General features: G+C 62.3%; 18 protein-coding genes and 1 tRNA gene. 8 read left to right on the top strand and 11 right to left on the bottom strand.

Translation table 11 applies throughout. The features are described from left to right. Nucleotides 1-10: 10 nt before the first annotated feature. Nucleotides 11-970 carry a hypothetical protein gene (locus BLR34_RS02015; RefSeq protein WP_092698915.1) on the top strand — a complete coding sequence of 320 codons (960 nt, stop codon included), beginning with the start codon at nt 11-13 and terminating at the stop codon, nt 968-970. 84 nt (nt 971-1,054) lie between these two features. Here BLR34_RS02015 and BLR34_RS02010 read toward each other — a convergent pair whose 3' ends face one another. The 3 genes from BLR34_RS02010 to BLR34_RS02000 are packed head-to-tail and all read right to left on the bottom strand — an operon-like array spanning nt 1,055 to nt 2,771. Further along, nucleotides 1,055-1,756, bottom strand: coding sequence for an enoyl-CoA hydratase/isomerase family protein (locus tag BLR34_RS02010; RefSeq protein ID WP_092699463.1), 702 nt, complete (start codon nt 1,754-1,756; stop codon nt 1,055-1,057). Nucleotides 1,757-1,767: 11 nt separating this feature from the next. After that, nucleotides 1,768-2,199: an SRPBCC family protein gene (locus BLR34_RS02005; protein ID WP_092698913.1), complete on the bottom strand. Its 432-nt coding sequence runs from the start codon at nt 2,197-2,199 to the stop codon at nt 1,768-1,770. A gap of 44 nt (nt 2,200-2,243) precedes the next feature. Continuing rightward, on the bottom strand, nt 2,244-2,771 hold the full coding sequence (locus tag BLR34_RS02000; RefSeq protein WP_092699461.1) for an SRPBCC family protein: 528 nt from the start codon (nt 2,769-2,771) through the stop codon (nt 2,244-2,246). An 89-nt stretch (nt 2,772-2,860) separates the two neighbouring features. Here BLR34_RS02000 and BLR34_RS01995 point away from each other — a divergent pair, with 89 nt between their 5' ends. Both BLR34_RS01995 and BLR34_RS01990 read left to right on the top strand, forming a co-directional pair. After that, the gene (locus BLR34_RS01995) at nt 2,861-3,511 is read left to right on the top strand and encodes a DUF7114 family protein (protein ID WP_092698911.1); all 651 of its coding nucleotides are present in this window, start codon (nt 2,861-2,863) and stop codon (nt 3,509-3,511) included. Nucleotides 3,512-3,588: 77 nt separating this feature from the next. After that, a tRNA-Thr gene (locus BLR34_RS01990) sits at nt 3,589-3,660 on the top strand. Nucleotides 3,661-3,896: 236 nt separating this feature from the next. Here BLR34_RS01990 and BLR34_RS01985 read toward each other — a convergent pair. The 3 genes from BLR34_RS01985 to BLR34_RS01975 all read right to left on the bottom strand — a co-directional run bounded on the left by BLR34_RS01985 (nt 3,897) and on the right by BLR34_RS01975 (nt 6,291). Further along, on the bottom strand, nt 3,897-4,538 hold the full coding sequence (locus tag BLR34_RS01985) for an Hsp20/alpha crystallin family protein (protein ID WP_092698909.1): 642 nt from the start codon (nt 4,536-4,538) through the stop codon (nt 3,897-3,899). Nucleotides 4,539-4,661: 123 nt separating this feature from the next. Further along, complete coding sequence (locus BLR34_RS01980) at nt 4,662-5,840, bottom strand: AI-2E family transporter (protein ID WP_092698907.1); 1,179 nt, start codon at nt 5,838-5,840, stop codon at nt 4,662-4,664. A gap of 244 nt (nt 5,841-6,084) precedes the next feature. Beyond that, nucleotides 6,085-6,291, bottom strand: a complete 207-nt coding sequence (locus BLR34_RS01975; protein WP_092698905.1) for a DUF8145 family protein — start codon at nt 6,289-6,291, stop codon at nt 6,085-6,087. Nucleotides 6,292-6,436: 145 nt separating this feature from the next. Here BLR34_RS01975 and BLR34_RS01970 point away from each other — a divergent pair, with 145 nt between their 5' ends. Next, on the top strand, nt 6,437-7,543 hold the full coding sequence (locus tag BLR34_RS01970; RefSeq protein WP_092698903.1) for a CapA family protein: 1,107 nt from the start codon (nt 6,437-6,439) through the stop codon (nt 7,541-7,543). Here BLR34_RS01970 and BLR34_RS01965 read toward each other — a convergent pair. The 3 genes from BLR34_RS01965 to BLR34_RS01955 all read right to left on the bottom strand — a co-directional run bounded on the left by BLR34_RS01965 (nt 7,540) and on the right by BLR34_RS01955 (nt 8,970). Further along, nucleotides 7,540-8,250: a queuosine precursor transporter gene (locus BLR34_RS01965; protein WP_092698901.1), complete on the bottom strand. Its 711-nt coding sequence runs from the start codon at nt 8,248-8,250 to the stop codon at nt 7,540-7,542. The two genes, BLR34_RS01970 and BLR34_RS01965, sit on opposite strands and share 4 nt — an antisense overlap. Continuing rightward, the gene (locus tag BLR34_RS01960; RefSeq protein WP_092698899.1) at nt 8,243-8,416 is read right to left on the bottom strand and encodes a ribbon-helix-helix domain-containing protein; all 174 of its coding nucleotides are present in this window, start codon (nt 8,414-8,416) and stop codon (nt 8,243-8,245) included. Before BLR34_RS01960 ends, BLR34_RS01965 begins: the two co-directional genes overlap by 8 nt. A 215-nt stretch (nt 8,417-8,631) precedes the next feature. After that, the gene (locus BLR34_RS01955) at nt 8,632-8,970 is read right to left on the bottom strand and encodes a thioredoxin family protein (RefSeq protein WP_092698897.1); all 339 of its coding nucleotides are present in this window, start codon (nt 8,968-8,970) and stop codon (nt 8,632-8,634) included. 120 nt (nt 8,971-9,090) lie between these two features. Between BLR34_RS01955 and BLR34_RS01950 the strand changes: the two genes are divergently transcribed. Continuing rightward, the gene (locus BLR34_RS01950) at nt 9,091-9,408 is read left to right on the top strand and encodes an ASCH domain-containing protein (RefSeq protein WP_092698895.1); all 318 of its coding nucleotides are present in this window, start codon (nt 9,091-9,093) and stop codon (nt 9,406-9,408) included. A 108-nt stretch (nt 9,409-9,516) separates the two neighbouring features. Here the strand turns inward: BLR34_RS01950 and BLR34_RS01945 are convergent, their stop codons facing one another. Together BLR34_RS01945 and BLR34_RS01940 are read right to left on the bottom strand one after the other, a co-directional pair. Further along, the gene (locus BLR34_RS01945) at nt 9,517-10,782 is read right to left on the bottom strand and encodes an ABC transporter permease (protein WP_092698893.1); all 1,266 of its coding nucleotides are present in this window, start codon (nt 10,780-10,782) and stop codon (nt 9,517-9,519) included. After that, nucleotides 10,779-11,477: an ABC transporter ATP-binding protein gene (locus BLR34_RS01940; protein ID WP_092698891.1), complete on the bottom strand. Its 699-nt coding sequence runs from the start codon at nt 11,475-11,477 to the stop codon at nt 10,779-10,781. The genes BLR34_RS01945 and BLR34_RS01940 overlap by 4 nt, the downstream gene beginning before the upstream one ends. Before the next feature lie 86 nt (nt 11,478-11,563). On the opposite strand from BLR34_RS01940, the gene BLR34_RS01935 reads away from it, so the two are divergent. The 3 genes from BLR34_RS01935 to BLR34_RS01925 all read left to right on the top strand — a co-directional run bounded on the left by BLR34_RS01935 (nt 11,564) and on the right by BLR34_RS01925 (nt 15,541). Beyond that, a complete protein-coding gene (locus tag BLR34_RS01935) occupies nt 11,564-13,015 on the top strand; it encodes a LolA family protein (RefSeq protein ID WP_092698889.1) in 1,452 nt (483 codons plus the stop codon). A gap of 49 nt (nt 13,016-13,064) precedes the next feature. Continuing rightward, on the top strand, nt 13,065-14,003 hold the full coding sequence (locus BLR34_RS01930) for an oxidoreductase (RefSeq protein WP_092698886.1): 939 nt from the start codon (nt 13,065-13,067) through the stop codon (nt 14,001-14,003). 86 nt (nt 14,004-14,089) lie between these two features. Continuing rightward, a complete protein-coding gene (locus BLR34_RS01925) occupies nt 14,090-15,541 on the top strand; it encodes an ATPase domain-containing protein (protein WP_092698884.1) in 1,452 nt (483 codons plus the stop codon). Nucleotides 15,542-15,679: the final 138 nt, after the last annotated feature.

Here is a 15,679-nt window from a genome sequence, read left to right as displayed (position 1 = left end):
ATACGGTGCAATGGGTGAGAAGTCTCCGCCGCAGTCGGCGCTGAGCGACGACGAGCGTGCGTGGCTCGTGGCGGTCGAATCGGCAGACTCACTCGCTGAACTCGCCAATATCGTCGGAACAGTATCACAGCACCAGGCTTACATCGCGGCCAAACAGCGCTGGCAGACACTCAGAGAGCGAACCGAGGTGGCAGAGACCGAGGCCGAACTCCCTGGAACACGCGTCGACCTAGGCGGCCGGACAGTGGTCGTGCACGGCGTTACCCACGCCGATACCACAGCGGAGCAACGCCTGCTTCGCGACCACGTCCAGGCGTTTCTCGACGCCGGCGAGGCGGTGTACTGCGAGCAGGGCATCCGCCCGATGTACTTCACAGACATGGAGGCAGTCTGTGAGATAGACGACTACCGGTGGGCGATGTATCACTGCACGGAGCGAGACATCGACTCACACGTCCCGGGCGCCATCGAACGGTCGTTCCTCGAAGACGAACGACTCGGCGCGGATATCCGGGCGGTGGCGTCTACCTTCCGCGAGCGCGCGTTTACGCTCATCGACGCGGGCAAGCACATGTACGGGGACGCCTTTACCGCTGCAATCGGCGACCTCGCCTCGGCTTTCCTCACCTCACACGAGGAACTGGCGACCGGCGAGGACTTCACCTCCTTTCAGCTCTCGAAACAGGCCGCCCGGAACCCGGCGATGTTGGCCGACCTCCAGCGGTATTATCGGACCGTCTTCCTCCCACAGCCCCTCGAACGCGAGTGGCTCCGGCGACACGACCCTGAACTCGAGCTGTTCACTCACGCCCGGAACGAGCGTATCGCCGCCTACATCCTCTCGAACGGACCAGATACTGACCTCATCCACGTCATCACGGGTGCTGCCCACCAGCCCGGTGTTGCCTACTATCTGCGCGCCTACCGCGAGAACGAGTGGAGCTACGAGCCATTCGAGATAGTGCCCTGAGGCGCTCGTCGGACTGCGTCACAGACGTTGCTGGGCCACTGTCTGTCGTCGATTCCAGACTGCGGTGACGGTTCGCAGTACCGACTACGAGTCACGCCCATCCACAGCATCGAGGTCACTGTCCGCAATCAGGTCGCCAAACGCTTGCGATGCCCGCTGTTCCTGTTGCTCGGCTGGCGCAGAGTCTCGGAGGCGTGCTTTGATAACACGGAGCACCGCGGCGTCGTTGTCTGCAATCTCGGTCGCAACTGCACGGGGGTCCTCGACGACGCGGCTCAGCAGGCCGACCTCGCGGGCCTCTTGGGCCGAAAGCACGCGTCCGGACAGTGAGAGGTCCATCGCGACCGTCTCGCCGACAATTCTGGGGAGTCTAGCAGTCCCGCCCCACGCGCCGAACAGACCGAGTGAGACGCCGCTCTCGGCGAGTGTCGCCGCCGGCGTACCGATACGGATGTCACAGGCCAGTGCAAGCTCGACGCCGCCGCCGCGTGCGGCCCCGTCGATGCCCGCGACGACGACGCCGTCGTAACCTTCGATTGTACGCGTGACCCGCTGGCCGTGTGCTGCGAAGGCGACCGCTTCCTCTCGGTCCAGTTCCGAGACGACAGTCAGGTCGGCACCGGCACAGAAGGCTTCGCCAGCGCCATGGAGGTAGACGACGGGTTCGGTCGCCTGCTCGAAGGCCGCCGATAGCGCGTCCAGTCCGTCGGAATCGAGCGCGTTCATCTTGTCCGGGCGGTCGACTGTCACGACTCGGAGTGGCCCGTCTGTCGCGGTTCGTATCATCCCGGCAGACATCACTCGGTGCCGCCGTCGACAATCGCCATCCGGAAGTTCTCCATCTGGGTGTCGATATTTCGTTTGAAAAAGCGTTCGACGCCGGGGACCTTGCCGTCGACCATGAACCGGTTGACGACGTGACAGCCCGTCTCGGTCTCTTCCAGTTCGTGTTCACCGGTCACGGTCATCACCTTCGACGTGCCGGCGAATTTCACGTAGTGTGGCGGCTCGCGCTCGACATCGCGGGTCTTGACGGCCACCGTCGAGCTGATGACCGGAATCGGGAGGCTGAGGTTCCAGACGACCTCGTTGTGTTGGCTGCCGGGGCGTGTCTCGTAGGACTCGACAACCCCGATGGTCTCGGCTCGTATTTCCTCCTCGGAGAGCAGGTCCCACACCCGCTCTATCGGCACGTCGACATCGAACGAACGCTCCACCTCGACGGTCATACCTCCGCGTTGGGAACTCCCGCAGTTAACCCTTGTTTCTCCCTTCAGAGGGATGGTGTCTCGTGGATTCGCAGCTCGATATCGCGCTGCTGGCCTTCGAGGTCGGCGACGACGCGCTCGACGACCCGCCGACCCTCGGCCTGGATTTTCGGGATAACACGGTCGAGAACGCTATCGAACGAGATGAAGCTTGGAATGCTGATAGCACTCCCTCGGGCGCTCTCGGTGTCGAGTTCGACGACGAAAAACACCTCCGAGGCGCGTTCGACGCCCTCGGGTGCCCGGTCTGGCGCTGGCTCGACACGCCAGTAGCCGTTCGCCTCGATATCCTTGACGGTCCGCCAATCGATACGCCGGGGCTCGTCTACGTCGGTCACCTCCGAGCGTGCGGTATAGGAGAGCTTCCACCACGAGAAGACCAGGTCGTACTCGGTGCCCGGACCGCCGTCACCGTACTGTTCGACGCGGTCGAGATACTCCGAGTAACGGGCATACCGAGGGAAATTCAGGAGAAACTCGTAGACGTCCGCTGGTGGGAGGTAGACATCAGTACTGATTTCCAGACGCTGCACACGCATGCTGTGTGCCGTGGCTACTTTCCTGTTATGACCCGACACGTATTTTCAAAGGGCTTTTTAGCTCGTTCACCAAGGTAGGGGTAGTGACAGAAGTCACCGTCGTCAGGGAGACGCTGGAACAATCGGTCGCGGACCTCCACCCGCCCGCGTTCCAGAACCGTCTACAGACGCGTCTCGCTGATGTCTCACTCACACCTGCGGTCCTCACGGTTCGGGCCGCTCGCGCGCTCGAACCGTCGGCCGACATGGATGCCTGTGCACTTCGTGGCGCGGGCGTTCAACTCACCTACGAGGGACTCCGGTTGACCCGCTCGATACTCCGCAACGAGCGCTGGGACGACGGGAACGCCAACAGCTACTATCTCGACTTACTCGCGGCGGCTGTGCTCGTCTCCCGGGGCTATTACTACCTCGCTGACACCGGCGTCTCACAGGAGGCTGTCGAGGCAGCCCGGCGCTTTGGCCGGTACCAGACCTACGCCCAGAACGGCGAACTCGCGGACGGCGAGTACTCGCTCGAAGCGGACTTCGTCGCGCTCGCTGTCAACACCGGGGCAGACCTCGCGCTCCAGACGGTCCCACCGTCGGTGACCGCTTACGGCGAGAGTCTCGCCCGAGACATCGGCTCCGAACCGCTCGCCGGCCCCGATACCGCACTGGAGGGTGTCGACGAGCGAATTCGGTCGTTCGCGGGCGGTCCAGACGCTACAGAGGTCGACGAGTACGACGAATAGGCGTTACGTGAGGCGTCCGCACACCCTGCGACAAATCGAAACGTTCAAAGACCAATCGCGGCAACCCACTGTTGCGCGCCTGGGTAGCTTAGCGGTAAAGCGCGTCCTTGGTAAGGACGAGAGCCCGGGTTCAAATCCCGGCCTAGGCTCTTTTCGTCGCCAACTCTCGTGAAGTTGCATCTCGACGCGTCGTCGCGACGGCAGGACACAGTTCTCATCGGATGCAACAACGCACGCTCGGAGTACGTGCCGTTGCCGTCTGGCAAATCGACATCGAATGCTGTCACGAGATAGGTGTACCTGTGTTCTGTGCTGTTAAAAACGCCCGCGTGGAAAGGGTACGCGAGCGATGAGGGTCGCCGAACCACACGGTTGAGTGTCCTGGTTACTCGACGCCGATGCGTTGCGTACTTTCAGCTTCGACTTTCGGGAGCGTAATCGTGACGACGCCTTTGTCCCACGTCGCGGAAGCATCGTCCACGTCGCATTCGGCAGGGAGCTGAATCTGCCGTTGCATGACCTTGCCGCGCTCGGCCATGACAGGGTTGCCCTGCTGGTCTTCCTGCTCGCGCTCGATGCGCTCAGCGGAGAGACTAATCGTGTTGTTCGAGGCTTGGACCTCTATCGAGTCGCTGTCGACGCCGGGCAGGTCGGCGAAGATGTGCACTTCCTCGTTGCTCTCGATGACGTCCACCGCTGGTGAGTACTGCTGTTGTGCCTGTGCCTGGGACGCCTGCTGTTGGAACGCCGAGAGCTGGGGCGATGTAGCCTGCTGGCTGAACGACGGTGACGTCGCCTGTCCCCGCTGTGCTTGGGGCTGCTGTGCTCGTTGTGCATGGGCCTGTGGCAGCGTTTGGCCTGTGTACACCCCCTGTTGAGTCGGTTGTGTAAACTCTAGCGGCGCGGATTCGATGGCCCCTCTCGCAGCCTGTGCAGCCACGTCAGACACCAGATTCATCAGGTCCTGCTGTTCCTGAGGGAGACGTTCTGTAGACTGTGTGCCTGTCAGTGTGTTATCGTATGACATGGCAATCTAGGTATCCACGCAAGAGATGATGAATTGTTACTTTTTAATAATAAATACAGTGTCTCCTCGAGACACGGCGTGGTCAAGATTACAGGGACGCCGGTCCGTCACTGAGAAGGGACGCTACTGCTCGCCACCGTCGGATTCTGTATCGCCATCGTCAGGGTCGTCATCGGGCCGGTCGCCAGCGGTTTCGTCTGTTCCAGTGTCCTCGATTCGTGCATCGTCCTGGCCGGTTTCGTCGCCGGCCGAAGCCATGTCAATCACGTCGGCACGGTTCTTGGCAGCGGATTTCAGGTCGTCTTCGACGTACTCTCGACGATAGACGTCGAGGACAGCCCGAAGCGAGCCGATAATTACCGGTCCGAAGAAGATACCGATGAAACCCATGAGGTAGATACCCCCGAGCACGCCGAGGATAACGGCGCTGGGGTTGAGTCTGGTCTCAGTGTATCTGTCGATAACTAGCGGGCGGAGAAAGTCGTCGCTGAGGCTGACGACGATAGTCCCGTAGATGAACAGGGCGCCGCCGGCGATGGGTTGGTCGATGCTGACGAGATAAAACGACGCGGGACCCCAGACGAGAAACGAGCCGATGATAGGGAGAACGGCAAGCAGTATCATCACCGCAGTCCAGAACACGGCGTTTGGGACGCCGAGGACGATGAGTCCCAAGCCGGCAACGAACCCCTGGACGACTGCTATAAACACGTGGCTGACGAGGACGGCCCACATCACGTCGTCGAACTCTTTGCGGAGTTGGCGCTGGATATGGTCGGGAAGCGGCGTCGTTGCATCCAGCCAGCGGTAGAAGCGGTCACCGTCCTTGAGGAAGTAATAGAGCAAGAACATCGTCAACGCCAGCCCGATGAGGAGGTTCGTCACCGTCCGGAACAGACCCAGCGCGCCGTCGAGCGTGCCGAGTCCCGTTCCACGGAGGCCACTCATCACCGACTCTAGCAGGTCGATGTCGACGCCGGTCCTGTCGCGTATCCACGTCTCGACGACGGTAAAGGTAACCTCACCGGTTCGAATCTGTTTGAGGAGCCCGCGAGCCTCCGTGACAACCAACTGCACCAGATACAGCATCGGTAACACGATGGCGACGGTGACCGAGATGACGATACCGGCTGCCGTGAGCTGCTTGCCGAAGGTACCCTCGAATCGGTTCTGTACGGGCCGAAGCGGGTATGCCAACAGCAAGGCCAGCAGGAAAAACTGGAGGAACGGCTGGACGAGCAAGAAGGCGACAGCGAGCAGGCCCGCCGCAAGCAACAACACGAGGGCCCGTGTCGTATTCATATCTCCATGTGTTCGCGTGGCCGGGATAAAAGACGGGGGTTGTTCCCCGGCGTGAAACGGCGGGCGGTAGAGCCGTGATAGTGATTATTGCGGTGATTTTCGTGACCACGTGACAGCAATCGTCGTGTCACATCCTGTGAACTTCGTCTGCTGTTGCCACGGCGGTAACGACTCGCAATAATCACGATGAGACGGTCTGGGCCGCCCGGATTGCGAGCGAAGCAGGTCAGGCGTCACGCATCCGTTAGTTCGGTGCCGCCTGGTCGTGCGTGTGATGATAAAATCGGATGTGCGCCTGGCCATCGGTCTGGTGTGGCTCGAAGCAGACGCGGCGATACCGCTCGTTGTCGTCGAGTCCGACCATCAGCCCCTCGTCGTGTTCCGAGATGGTGTCGTACGTCGTCTCACATACGGGACAGCGTTCGGGCGCGTCGTCCGGGACCTGAGACATGACTGTGTTGGGATATGGCACTGAGAGAGTATATACCGGGCGCTTTTTGTCCATGTCTGTGGCGCCCAATCGGCTCCTGAATCACACGGCCGCCCGGCAGTGGGGTCCACAGGACTAAAGCCACAGCCTGCCGACAGCGAGGACAATGAGAACACGTCGGAGCGTGGTAGCGACAGGACTCGCCGCACTAGCAGGCTGTACGAGCCTCGCCGGGAGCGAGGACAGCCAGCGGACCTGTCTCGACGCCGGAGCGGTCGACGCGCGGCTGGGGTTCACCGGTGACGTGATGCTCGGTCGGAGTGTCAACGAGCAGTGGGTCGGCGAGGACCCGACAGCGGTCTGGGGGTCGACGCTGTCCCGACTTCGGTCACTCGATGGTCTCGTGGTGAACCTGGAGTGCTGTGTTTCGGCGGGTGGCGAGCGCTGGCCGAACAAGACTTACTACTTCCGGGCCGCTCCTGACTTTGCGGTGCCGGCGCTGGCAGGAGCTGGCGTCTCGTTTGCCTCGCTTGCGAACAATCATATACTGGATTTCGGTGAGACAGGGCTCGACGACACCCGGAGACACCTCGACGACGCGGGCATCGCTCACGCCGGCGCTGGACCAGACCGGGAGGCTGCCATAGAGCCCGCAGTCTTCGACGCTGGCGGACTGACTGTCGCCGCCTTCGCACTCACCGACCAGGCCGCGGAATTCGCCGCGGCCGGAGAGACGCCGGGAACAGCCTTCGCCCATCTTCACGCCGCAAACGCCACCACACAGTCACTGGTCGCCGATGCGCTCGACCAGACACGACAGCACGACCCGGACCTCGTCGTCGCCTCGCTGCACCTGGGACCGAACTGGGAAACCGTACCAAATCCGATACACGAGGAGTTCGCCCGCTGGCTTATCGACCAGGGCGTCGACGTGGTTCACGGCCACAGCGCACACGTCCTCCAGGGCGTCGAGGTCTACCAGGGGCGGCCGATTATCTACGACGCGGGCGATTTCGTGGACGATTACGTGGACTACGTCGACAGGGAGGGGGTCCACAACAAACGGAGCGCGCTGTTCGAAATCGTCGTGGCCGACGGCGAACTCGCTGCACTCAGGGTGGTGCCGATACGAATCGGCGACGAGAAAGCCAGCCTCGCAGACGGCGACGTGGCGGCGTGGGTCCGTGGGGCCGTCGCCGAGCGCTCGGAGCCGTACGATACTCCCGTCGAAGAAGTCGGCGAAGCGTTGTCGATACCACTTGGGCAGTGTTAGCTCGCCGCGGGCCGGACGGCCGGGGCCCAGCCGTTCGACCGGAGATAGCCGACGATGGCGTAGACGACCGGCGTGTCGAGGACGGCAATCCCGAGCTTGACGATGTACTGCCCGACGAGCAGTTCGAGCAAGACGGTGTTCGAAGCAGCGTCACCGACGCCGATGAGCTGTGGGGCAAGCGAGAAGGCGATGACGACGAATATCGCGGTGTCGATGAGCTGGCTGGTCATCGTCGACCCGAGGTTCCGGGCCCAGAGATAGGCTTCCCCGGTCTCCTGGCGGATGCGGTCGAAGACGAACACGTCCCAGTTCTGGCTGACGAGGTAGGCGACGAGACTGCCGATGACGACGTTCGTGCTCACGCCGAGTACCGACTCGAAGGTCTCGGGGTCGACGCCCGCATCAGAGCCGGGCGCGAAAATCGCCAGCCAGACGAGTCCGAGCATCACGAAGTTCATCAGGAAGCCGACGTTGACCAGCAGCGTCGCCGTCCGGCGGCCGTACAGCTCGGTGAAACAGTCCGAGGCGACGTACGTGACCGCGTAGGCCAGCACGCCGGCGGGAACGAGCACCGTGCTTCCGACGACTGGCAGTCCATTGGGCACCGAGACGACCAGTAGCTTCACCGCGAGGAGCTGGGCGGTGACCAGCGCCGTGACAAACAGCGAAGCCAACAGCAGTTTCGGAGCCTCTGTGTGCTCACTCATCTGTTCGCCTCCCTTGACGGTCGTCGATTTCGTCGAGCATATCCAGCGTCTTGCGTATCGAGGCGCGGACCGCCTCGCTCCGGTTGACGAACTTTCCCTCGTCGCCGACGTGACCGTCGAGGTCCTCGAGCAACTCCTGAGGCACCTCGACACTTATTTTGGGCATACTCAGCGATTCTTGAGAGAATCGCATAAGCATATCGCTTCGGCTATCGGTCGGCCAACAGTGCGTTCGTATCCGTCGCTGTGTTCACGCTCAGAGTCTCGAAGCGTCGGTAACCGACACGAGGCGTCGTGTCATGTTACCACGCTGGCAAAGACAGCACTTGCGGGGGTAGAGACAGCGAAGCGTCGAGCGTAGCCACACCGGAGTTAGCCGTTTCAGGCGGATTCCGCTATCCACGTCAGGAGCTCGTCCGCGCCGACGAAGCCGTCGGCCCGTCGGGCGACCGGCTCACCGTCGACGAACAGAACCAAAAGCGGGACGCTCTGGACCTGGAACCGGTCGACCAGCGGCGGGTCGTCTCGCGGATTGACGGTCGCTACCGCGGCCGTTGTCTCCCGGGCGACGTTACCCAGGACCGGCTCCATGCTCTGGCAGATGCCACAGCCGTCGGTGTAAAATTCCACGAGTGCAACGTCGGTCTGTGCGACGAAGTCGTCGAGGTCATCTTCGGTCTGGAGCGTGACGGGGCGGTCCGGGTGGTCGGTGTCAGCCATACGGAGACGACGGGCCGACGGCAGTTAACCTCGGTGGCGTCGGCCCACAGAGTGCGCTCTCGCGGGGCGCGTAGCGCGCGGGCAGCGAGCGTTTCTTTACGCTGTGGTCGAAGCAAATACATGGGCGAAATCGACCCGAGCGACCTGTTCCCGAACGAGCGAACACTGAACGCCGTCGCAGACGGCGAGATAACCCAGATTCACCGCGGCAATCGGTACGCCGAGGAGGGCGACACCTTCGAACTCGACGGCGACCGCTTCGAGGTGGTCGATGTCACCGAACGGACCCTCGGCGACATGACCGACGAGGATGCCCGACGCGAGGGCTCGCCGGACCTGGAGGCCTACAAGGAACGGATGGTCCGAGCACACGGCGGCGAGTTCACGTGGAACGAGGACGCCGACGTGGTCCGTCATCAGGTCGCCGTCATCGAGTGACCGTCGGCATGGTGTAGGAAGACGGACAGCTATCGAGTATCGGCGTTTCTCCGGGATTGTTTCCCGGCTGTACTCCTGACGGGCGTAGAGGTGTCACGCTACGCCGGACTACTCGTATCTGAGCGCGTCGATTGGGTCGACGCGTGCAGCGCGCCAGGCGGGATACAACCCCGAGACGATACCCGTGACAATACCCATCGCCGAGGCGATGAGAATCCAGTCGTAGGGAATTGTAAAGCCGACTTCCGCGTACGTCGAGGCCACGAAGCCGACTCCGAGACCGAGCGGGATGCCGACGACTGCGCCGGCCATCCCAAGTAGCACGGATTCGGTGAGGAACAGCCCCATTATCTCGCGGTTCCGTGCGCCGTTTGCCTTCATGATGCCGATTTCTTTGGTCCGCTCGGTGACGCTGACGAGCATGATGTTCGCGATGCCGAAGGCACCGACCAGCAGCGCCAACACACCGATACCGGTGACCAGGCGGACGATATCGGTCAAGACGGATTCGATGCCGTCCACGAGGTCGGCCGTCGACTGGACGGTGATGCCGACATCGCCGAGGACTTGCGTTGCGTCGGAGGATTCGTTGAGGTAGCGCTCGACGCGCTCCTGAGTGTCGGATACCTGGTTTGGTCGAGCGACGAGTGTCACCTGCCGGTAAGCCGTCTGCTCGACACCCTGGTTTGCCGAGGCGGCGGTCGGACCGGCCTCCTGATAGTACGGGTCGGTTGGCACGTAAACCGTCGGCGCAAAGTCGCCAAACGAGCCGAATCCGCCGCGTGCCTGGCTGGCGATACCGACGACGGTCACCGTCTCGGTCCGGTCGCCGTAGTCGACGGTGAGGTTCTGGCCGACGGTCACATTCTGTTCGAAGCGCTCGACCGCCGACTCGCTGAGGACGACCTCGCCGCGAACCCCCACCTCGAAGGCCCGCCCGGCGACGATGTTGTCACCGCTGAAGGCTGCCGGCGTCGTCGCCGTCAGACTGTCGAGGACGACAGTCTGGTTGCCGTCACTCATCGACGTGACGTCGACAGAGCCTCTGGGAATGACCGAGACCACCCCCTCGATTTCGCCGAGTTGCTGGACATCATAGGTCGTGAGCGCCGGCAGCGCGAAGTTCTCGACAGCGCCGCCGAAGAAACCGTCGTTCTCGCCGCCGATTCCCACCTCGCCGGTCACGACGAAAATCTCGCTGGCGGAGGTGTCCTCGAACTCCGAGACGACATCGGTCTGGACGCTGATGCCGAAGCTCGCAAAGACGATGACGGTAGCGATGCCGATGACGATACCGGCGATAGTGAGCGCCGAGCGCAGCCGGTGACCTGTCAGAAAGCGGGTCGCCATCCTGATGCTGTCGCTGACTTTCATGCCTCTTCCACCCGTTCGATTGTGCCGTCGGTCATGTGGACAATTCTGTCCGCTCGCGTCGCGATGTGGCGCTCGTGTGTGACGAGCAAAATTGTGTTCCCTCGCTCGTTGGTCTCACGCAACAGCGACATGATTTCGTCGCCCGTCTCGGTGTCGACATTACCCGTCGGCTCGTCGGCGAGAATCAGCCGGGGGTCGGTTGCGAGCGCGCGGGCGATGGCGACACGCTGGCGCTGGCCGCCGCTGAGTTCGCGAGGCAGGTGGTCCAGTCGGTCACCCAGTCCGACCTCAGTGAGGAGGTCACGGGCCCGCTCCCGGCGGCTCTCGCAGCCGTGTTCTGCAAAGACCAGTGGCAGTGTCACGTTTTCGACGGCTCTGAGTCGCGTCATCAGGTTGAACGTCTGAAAGATGAACCCGACCTGCGTGCCGCGCAAACGTGCCCGTTCGGTTTCGGAGAGGTCGGCGATAGCCCGGCCGTCGACAGTCACGTCGCCGGCAGTCGGCGTATCGAGCGCACCGACCAGATTCAGCAGGGTGCTTTTGCCCGACCCGCTCGGGCCCATCACCGCCGTGTACGAGCCAGCGGGCAACTCGAGACTGACGCCGTCGAGTGCGGTCACTGTCCCGCCTAACTCGTACTCCTTGTGCACGTCTGCAACCTGGACGACGGGCTCCTCGTCCGTGCTCTCATCCATGCCTCTAAATGAAGGGACGACAGCGGCGTGAATGTTTTGATTGTGCAACAAAGGGTATAACCGACTGAAAGCCCTAGCGCTTTCAGATGAGATTAAACGACCGCGGCAGGCTTCGAATAGCTGTCGTCCTGACTGTCGCTGTCGCGGCTGTCGGGATAATTGCCGCGACCGGGTTCGTGTTCGCGACCGACGAGCAGACGGGCGAGGAAGTGTTCGAGGATATTCAAGAAAAGTACAATACTGCTGAATCGGTCTCCGCCGACGCGGTCCTCACCATCGACACCGAGAACGGGACCAGAACGTACGAGAGTTCGGTCGCAGCGACCGCTGATGGAAAGACCTGGCTCAATGTCACGGATGGCGACAGGTACGTGACAACGGGGAGCGACGGCGAGTCGGGCTGGGTGTACGAGCCGGAAACCGGAGTAACGACTGTTCTCACCGGTGACAGCGAAGACGTGACCGCGACACTCCGCGCGGGCACGGCAGAGCCGCGGGCGGGCATTGCGGCGTTCGAGGCGTTCGACGCGAACCAGACCGTCGGCGACGCGCTCGACGAGGTCGACGAGAGTTCGATTCCACAGGAGTGGCGGGACGTCCTCGACGAGGTTCCGAGCAACACAACGCTCGGTGAACTCGCTGACGGGGAGTACGACGATGTACTCGACAACGAATCGGCAGCGGCCGAGGAGGTCGATGCACTGCGAGACCGTGGCTCCCAAGAGTTGATGTCCAGCGTGACTATCGACCGGCTCCTCGAGGAGTTCGACAGCGGCGACGCGGCTGCGGACTGGAACGAGAGTCACATCGACGACTTCGCTGGGGCGTGGAACGAAAGCGAGTGGCCCGAAAGCACAGCCGAGCTACGGGACCGCATCCAGGCGCTCACAGACCAACTCGACGACACTACAGCGAACCGAGACATCGAACTGGTCGGGACGACGACTGTCGACGGCCAAGAGGCCAACGAGTTGCTGATTACTGCACCGGACCGAGACGACGAGACGCGGCTCTGGGCGAGCGTCGACTCGAACGAGGTTCTCAAAGTCGAGTGGACGGGGCCCGACTCGACCGTGACCGTCGACGTGACAGAGACGCGGTTCGACGTGTCGCCTGCCGATAGCACGTTCGAGCCACCGGGGGCAACCGAACTGGCGCGGGTCGATGTGACCGCGACTGAAGACGCAGACGAGTTCGGCACAGGCGTCTCATTCGATGTCGCGACACCGGAAGATGACTGGACCTTCGAGCGCGGATACACCGCGACGGTGAACGTCTCGGACGAGACGAACACCACCCTCGACGGCGACGTGCTCGTGGCCGTCTACAGCGACGGCGAGCAGTCGATAGTCGTCACACAGTCCGAGAACGCCAGGGAACTCAACGAGACGGTCACCGTCGGCGACAGAGACGTTCGCATCGAGGAAACCGACCAGGTCGCGGTGGGCACCTGGAGCGACGGCGGGACGACCACGACCGTGCTGGGGGCGTTCTCTGAGAGTGAACTTCGGACGGTCATCGAGTCGGTGACTACCTGAGGGTTGCCGTTGGCACGGCCCTTAACTCGATACGCACCTACGTTGTCTCATGAGTCGCTCGTGGGACATCGAAGCGATGCCAGACCAGTCGGGACAGACGGTCATCGTGACCGGTGCAAACAGCGGGCTCGGGTTCGAAGCGACCCGCGCTTTCGCACAGAAAGGCGCGACCGTCGTTATGGCCTGTCGGGACCGAACCCGCGCACAAGAGGCACGCGCCGAGATTCGGTCGAGGGTCGAGTCGCCGTCACTGCCTATCATCGAACTCGACCTCGCGTCACTGGCGTCGATTCAGTCGTTCACAGAGACCTTCGAGGCCGAGCACGGCGAGGCACACGTCCTCTGTAACAACGCCGGGCTGATGGCGATTCCTCGCCGGGAAACCGCCGACGGCTTCGAGATGCAGTTCGGCGTCAACCACCTAGGTCATTTCGCCCTGACCGCGCAGTTGCTCGACGTATTGTGTGATACCGAAGGCGAGAGCAGGGTCGTCACACAGAGCAGCGGCCTCCACGAGAACGGCGAGATGTCGTTCGACGACCTCCACGGTGAATCCGCATACGACAAGTGGGACGCCTACGCCCAGAGCAAACTCGCGAACCTGCTGTTTGCGTACGAACTCGACAGGCGGCTCCCAGCGGATGCAAGCGTGACGAGTGTCGGCTGTCATCCAGGGTATGCCGACACGGACCTCCAGCGACGCGGCCCGGAAATGATGGGCTCTCGGTTGCGACTCGCAGGCGTAAAGCTAGCAAACGCGCTCGTCGCACAGTCGTCCAAACAGGGCGCGTTACCGATGCTCTATGCAGCCACTTCGCCCGAAATAGCCGGCGGCGAGTACGTCGGGCCGGGCGGTTTCATGAACATGCGCGGCGCACCAGCGGTCCAGTCCTCCAGTGACCGGTCGACCGACGAGGCGGCCGCCGCCCGTCTCTGGGAGGTGTCCGAGGAGCTCACGGGTGTCACATTCGATATCGGGGACGGCTGAACTCAGCGACGGCGTGCCGGGACTGTCCGAGAAAGCTAGGTGTGCTATACCGTACATATAAGCAGGCAGAGGGAGTACGTACTGACATGACGACTGAGAGGGTGTCCACGGGGGTCTCCGGGCTGGACGCAGTGCTATCGGGCGGACTCATCGAGAGCAGGAACGTCCTCGTTCGGGGCTCTCCCGGCGCGGGAAAGACGATATTCGGTCTCTATTTTCTCTCTGCAGGTGCCGATTCGGGCGAGACCGCACTCTATGTCAATCTGGGGGAGCCACAGACCTACGTCGAGGAGACGGCGACGGCGTTCGGACTCGACGCCGACGCGATTCAGTTTCACAACTTCTCGCCGACACAAGAGCAGTTCTCGGAGGAAGAGTCGTACACGCTGTTCGAGTCAGCAGAGGTCGAACAGCCCGACTTCATCGCCGACCTTCGGGAGACGATCGACGAGGTCGAGCCAGACCGAGTGTTACTCGACCCGATTACGGAGTTTCGGTATCTCACGACCGACGAACGGGGATTTCGGACGGGTATTCTGGGACTGCTCGATTACCTGAAAGACGCAGACGCGACCGTGATGCTCACGTCACAGGCGGGCGGGACGGTTACCGACGACGACCTGCAGTTTCTCGTCGATTCGGTAATCACACTCGATGTAACCCCCGAGAGCAGAGCGGTCACGGTCAGTAAGTTCCGCGGGTCGTCGTTCCGGCGGGGCAAACATTTCTATGAAATCAGCGAAGATGGGCTGACTGTCTGGCCGACGCTGGTCCCGGGTGAACAGACACGCGAAATCGAGGAGGGGACGCTTGCCTCTGGCGTTTCGGGGCTCGACGCGTTGCTGTACGGCGGCATCGAACAGGGAACGATAACGATTCTGAGCGGTCCAACCGGCGTCGGGAAGACGACGACCGGGATGCAGTTTCTCACACGGGCCGCCCTCGACGGAAAAAAGAGTGTCCTCTTCCAGTTTGAGGAGTCACAGCGGACGCTCCGCAAGCGGGCCGACGCTATCGGGATTCCGTTATACCGGGCGCGCGAGAGCGGTATGCTCTCGGTCGTCGAAATCGAGCCCGACACACACACCGTCGGTGAGTTCGAGCACATGGTTCGCGAGGTTGTTGAAGACGGCGCTGAGGTGGTGATGATAGACGGCACACAGGGATTTCAGCAGAACCTCCGTGGACTCGACGACCCGACGAGCGTGTTGTTACGCATCGGTCGGTACCTGCGAGCGGTCGGTGTCACGACGTTTATTCTGAACGAAGTGCACAATATCACGGGCGACTTTCAGGCGACCGAAGAGCGTACGAGCAACCTCGCTGACAACATCGTCTTCCTCCGACACGTCGAGTACCGCGGCGAGATGCGAAAGGTCGTCGGGACGCTCAAAATGCGGACCAGCGACTTCGAGCGCAGCCTTCGCGAACTCAAGATAACAGACGCCGGTATCGAGGTGGGCGGGCCGCTGCCGGAGCTTCGGGGTATCCTCACCGGCACACCGGAGTGGCATAGTCCGCCGGACGAGTCGGCCTGAGGAGACACAAACTGAAATTCGAGATGACTCAAATCCAGTCCGCCACCGACGACACGTGGTTCCACGCCGCTGGCACCGGCAGTGAGTCGCTCGACCGGCGCGGGCGGCCGGCTCTGCTGGTAGTCGAGTCACGGAACG

The sequence above is a fragment of the Halovenus aranensis genome (assembly GCF_900100385.1).
GTDB classification, from domain to species: domain Archaea; phylum Halobacteriota; class Halobacteria; order Halobacteriales; family Haloarculaceae; genus Halovenus; species Halovenus aranensis.
The sequence above is the reverse complement of the archived record's forward strand: the minus strand, read 5'-3'. Positions and strand labels throughout refer to the sequence as shown.

Coding starts and splice junctions, on each gene's coding strand:
- BLR34_RS02005 (WP_092698913.1), bottom strand. CDS start 2,199: ATGACCGTCGAGGTGGAGCGTTCGTTCGATGTCGACGTGCCGATAGAG.
- BLR34_RS01940 (WP_092698891.1), bottom strand. CDS start 11,477: ATGGATGAGAGCACGGACGAGGAGCCCGTCGTCCAGGTTGCAGACGTG.
- BLR34_RS01975 (WP_092698905.1), bottom strand. CDS start 6,291: ATGTCTCAGGTCCCGGACGACGCGCCCGAACGCTGTCCCGTATGTGAG.
- BLR34_RS01960 (WP_092698899.1), bottom strand. CDS start 8,416: ATGCCCAAAATAAGTGTCGAGGTGCCTCAGGAGTTGCTCGAGGACCTC.
- BLR34_RS01970 (WP_092698903.1), top strand. CDS start 6,437: ATGAGAACACGTCGGAGCGTGGTAGCGACAGGACTCGCCGCACTAGCA.
- BLR34_RS02010 (WP_092699463.1), bottom strand. CDS start 1,756: ATGATACGAACCGCGACAGACGGGCCACTCCGAGTCGTGACAGTCGAC.
- BLR34_RS02015 (WP_092698915.1), top strand. CDS start 11: ATGGGTGAGAAGTCTCCGCCGCAGTCGGCGCTGAGCGACGACGAGCGT.
- BLR34_RS01955 (WP_092698897.1), bottom strand. CDS start 8,970: ATGGCTGACACCGACCACCCGGACCGCCCCGTCACGCTCCAGACCGAA.
- BLR34_RS01945 (WP_092698893.1), bottom strand. CDS start 10,782: ATGAAAGTCAGCGACAGCATCAGGATGGCGACCCGCTTTCTGACAGGT.
- BLR34_RS01925 (WP_092698884.1), top strand. CDS start 14,090: ATGACGACTGAGAGGGTGTCCACGGGGGTCTCCGGGCTGGACGCAGTG.
- BLR34_RS01965 (WP_092698901.1), bottom strand. CDS start 8,250: ATGAGTGAGCACACAGAGGCTCCGAAACTGCTGTTGGCTTCGCTGTTT.
- BLR34_RS01935 (WP_092698889.1), top strand. CDS start 11,564: ATGAGATTAAACGACCGCGGCAGGCTTCGAATAGCTGTCGTCCTGACT.
- BLR34_RS01980 (WP_092698907.1), bottom strand. CDS start 5,840: ATGAATACGACACGGGCCCTCGTGTTGTTGCTTGCGGCGGGCCTGCTC.
- BLR34_RS01950 (WP_092698895.1), top strand. CDS start 9,091: ATGGGCGAAATCGACCCGAGCGACCTGTTCCCGAACGAGCGAACACTG.
- BLR34_RS01985 (WP_092698909.1), bottom strand. CDS start 4,538: ATGTCATACGATAACACACTGACAGGCACACAGTCTACAGAACGTCTC.
- BLR34_RS01930 (WP_092698886.1), top strand. CDS start 13,065: ATGAGTCGCTCGTGGGACATCGAAGCGATGCCAGACCAGTCGGGACAG.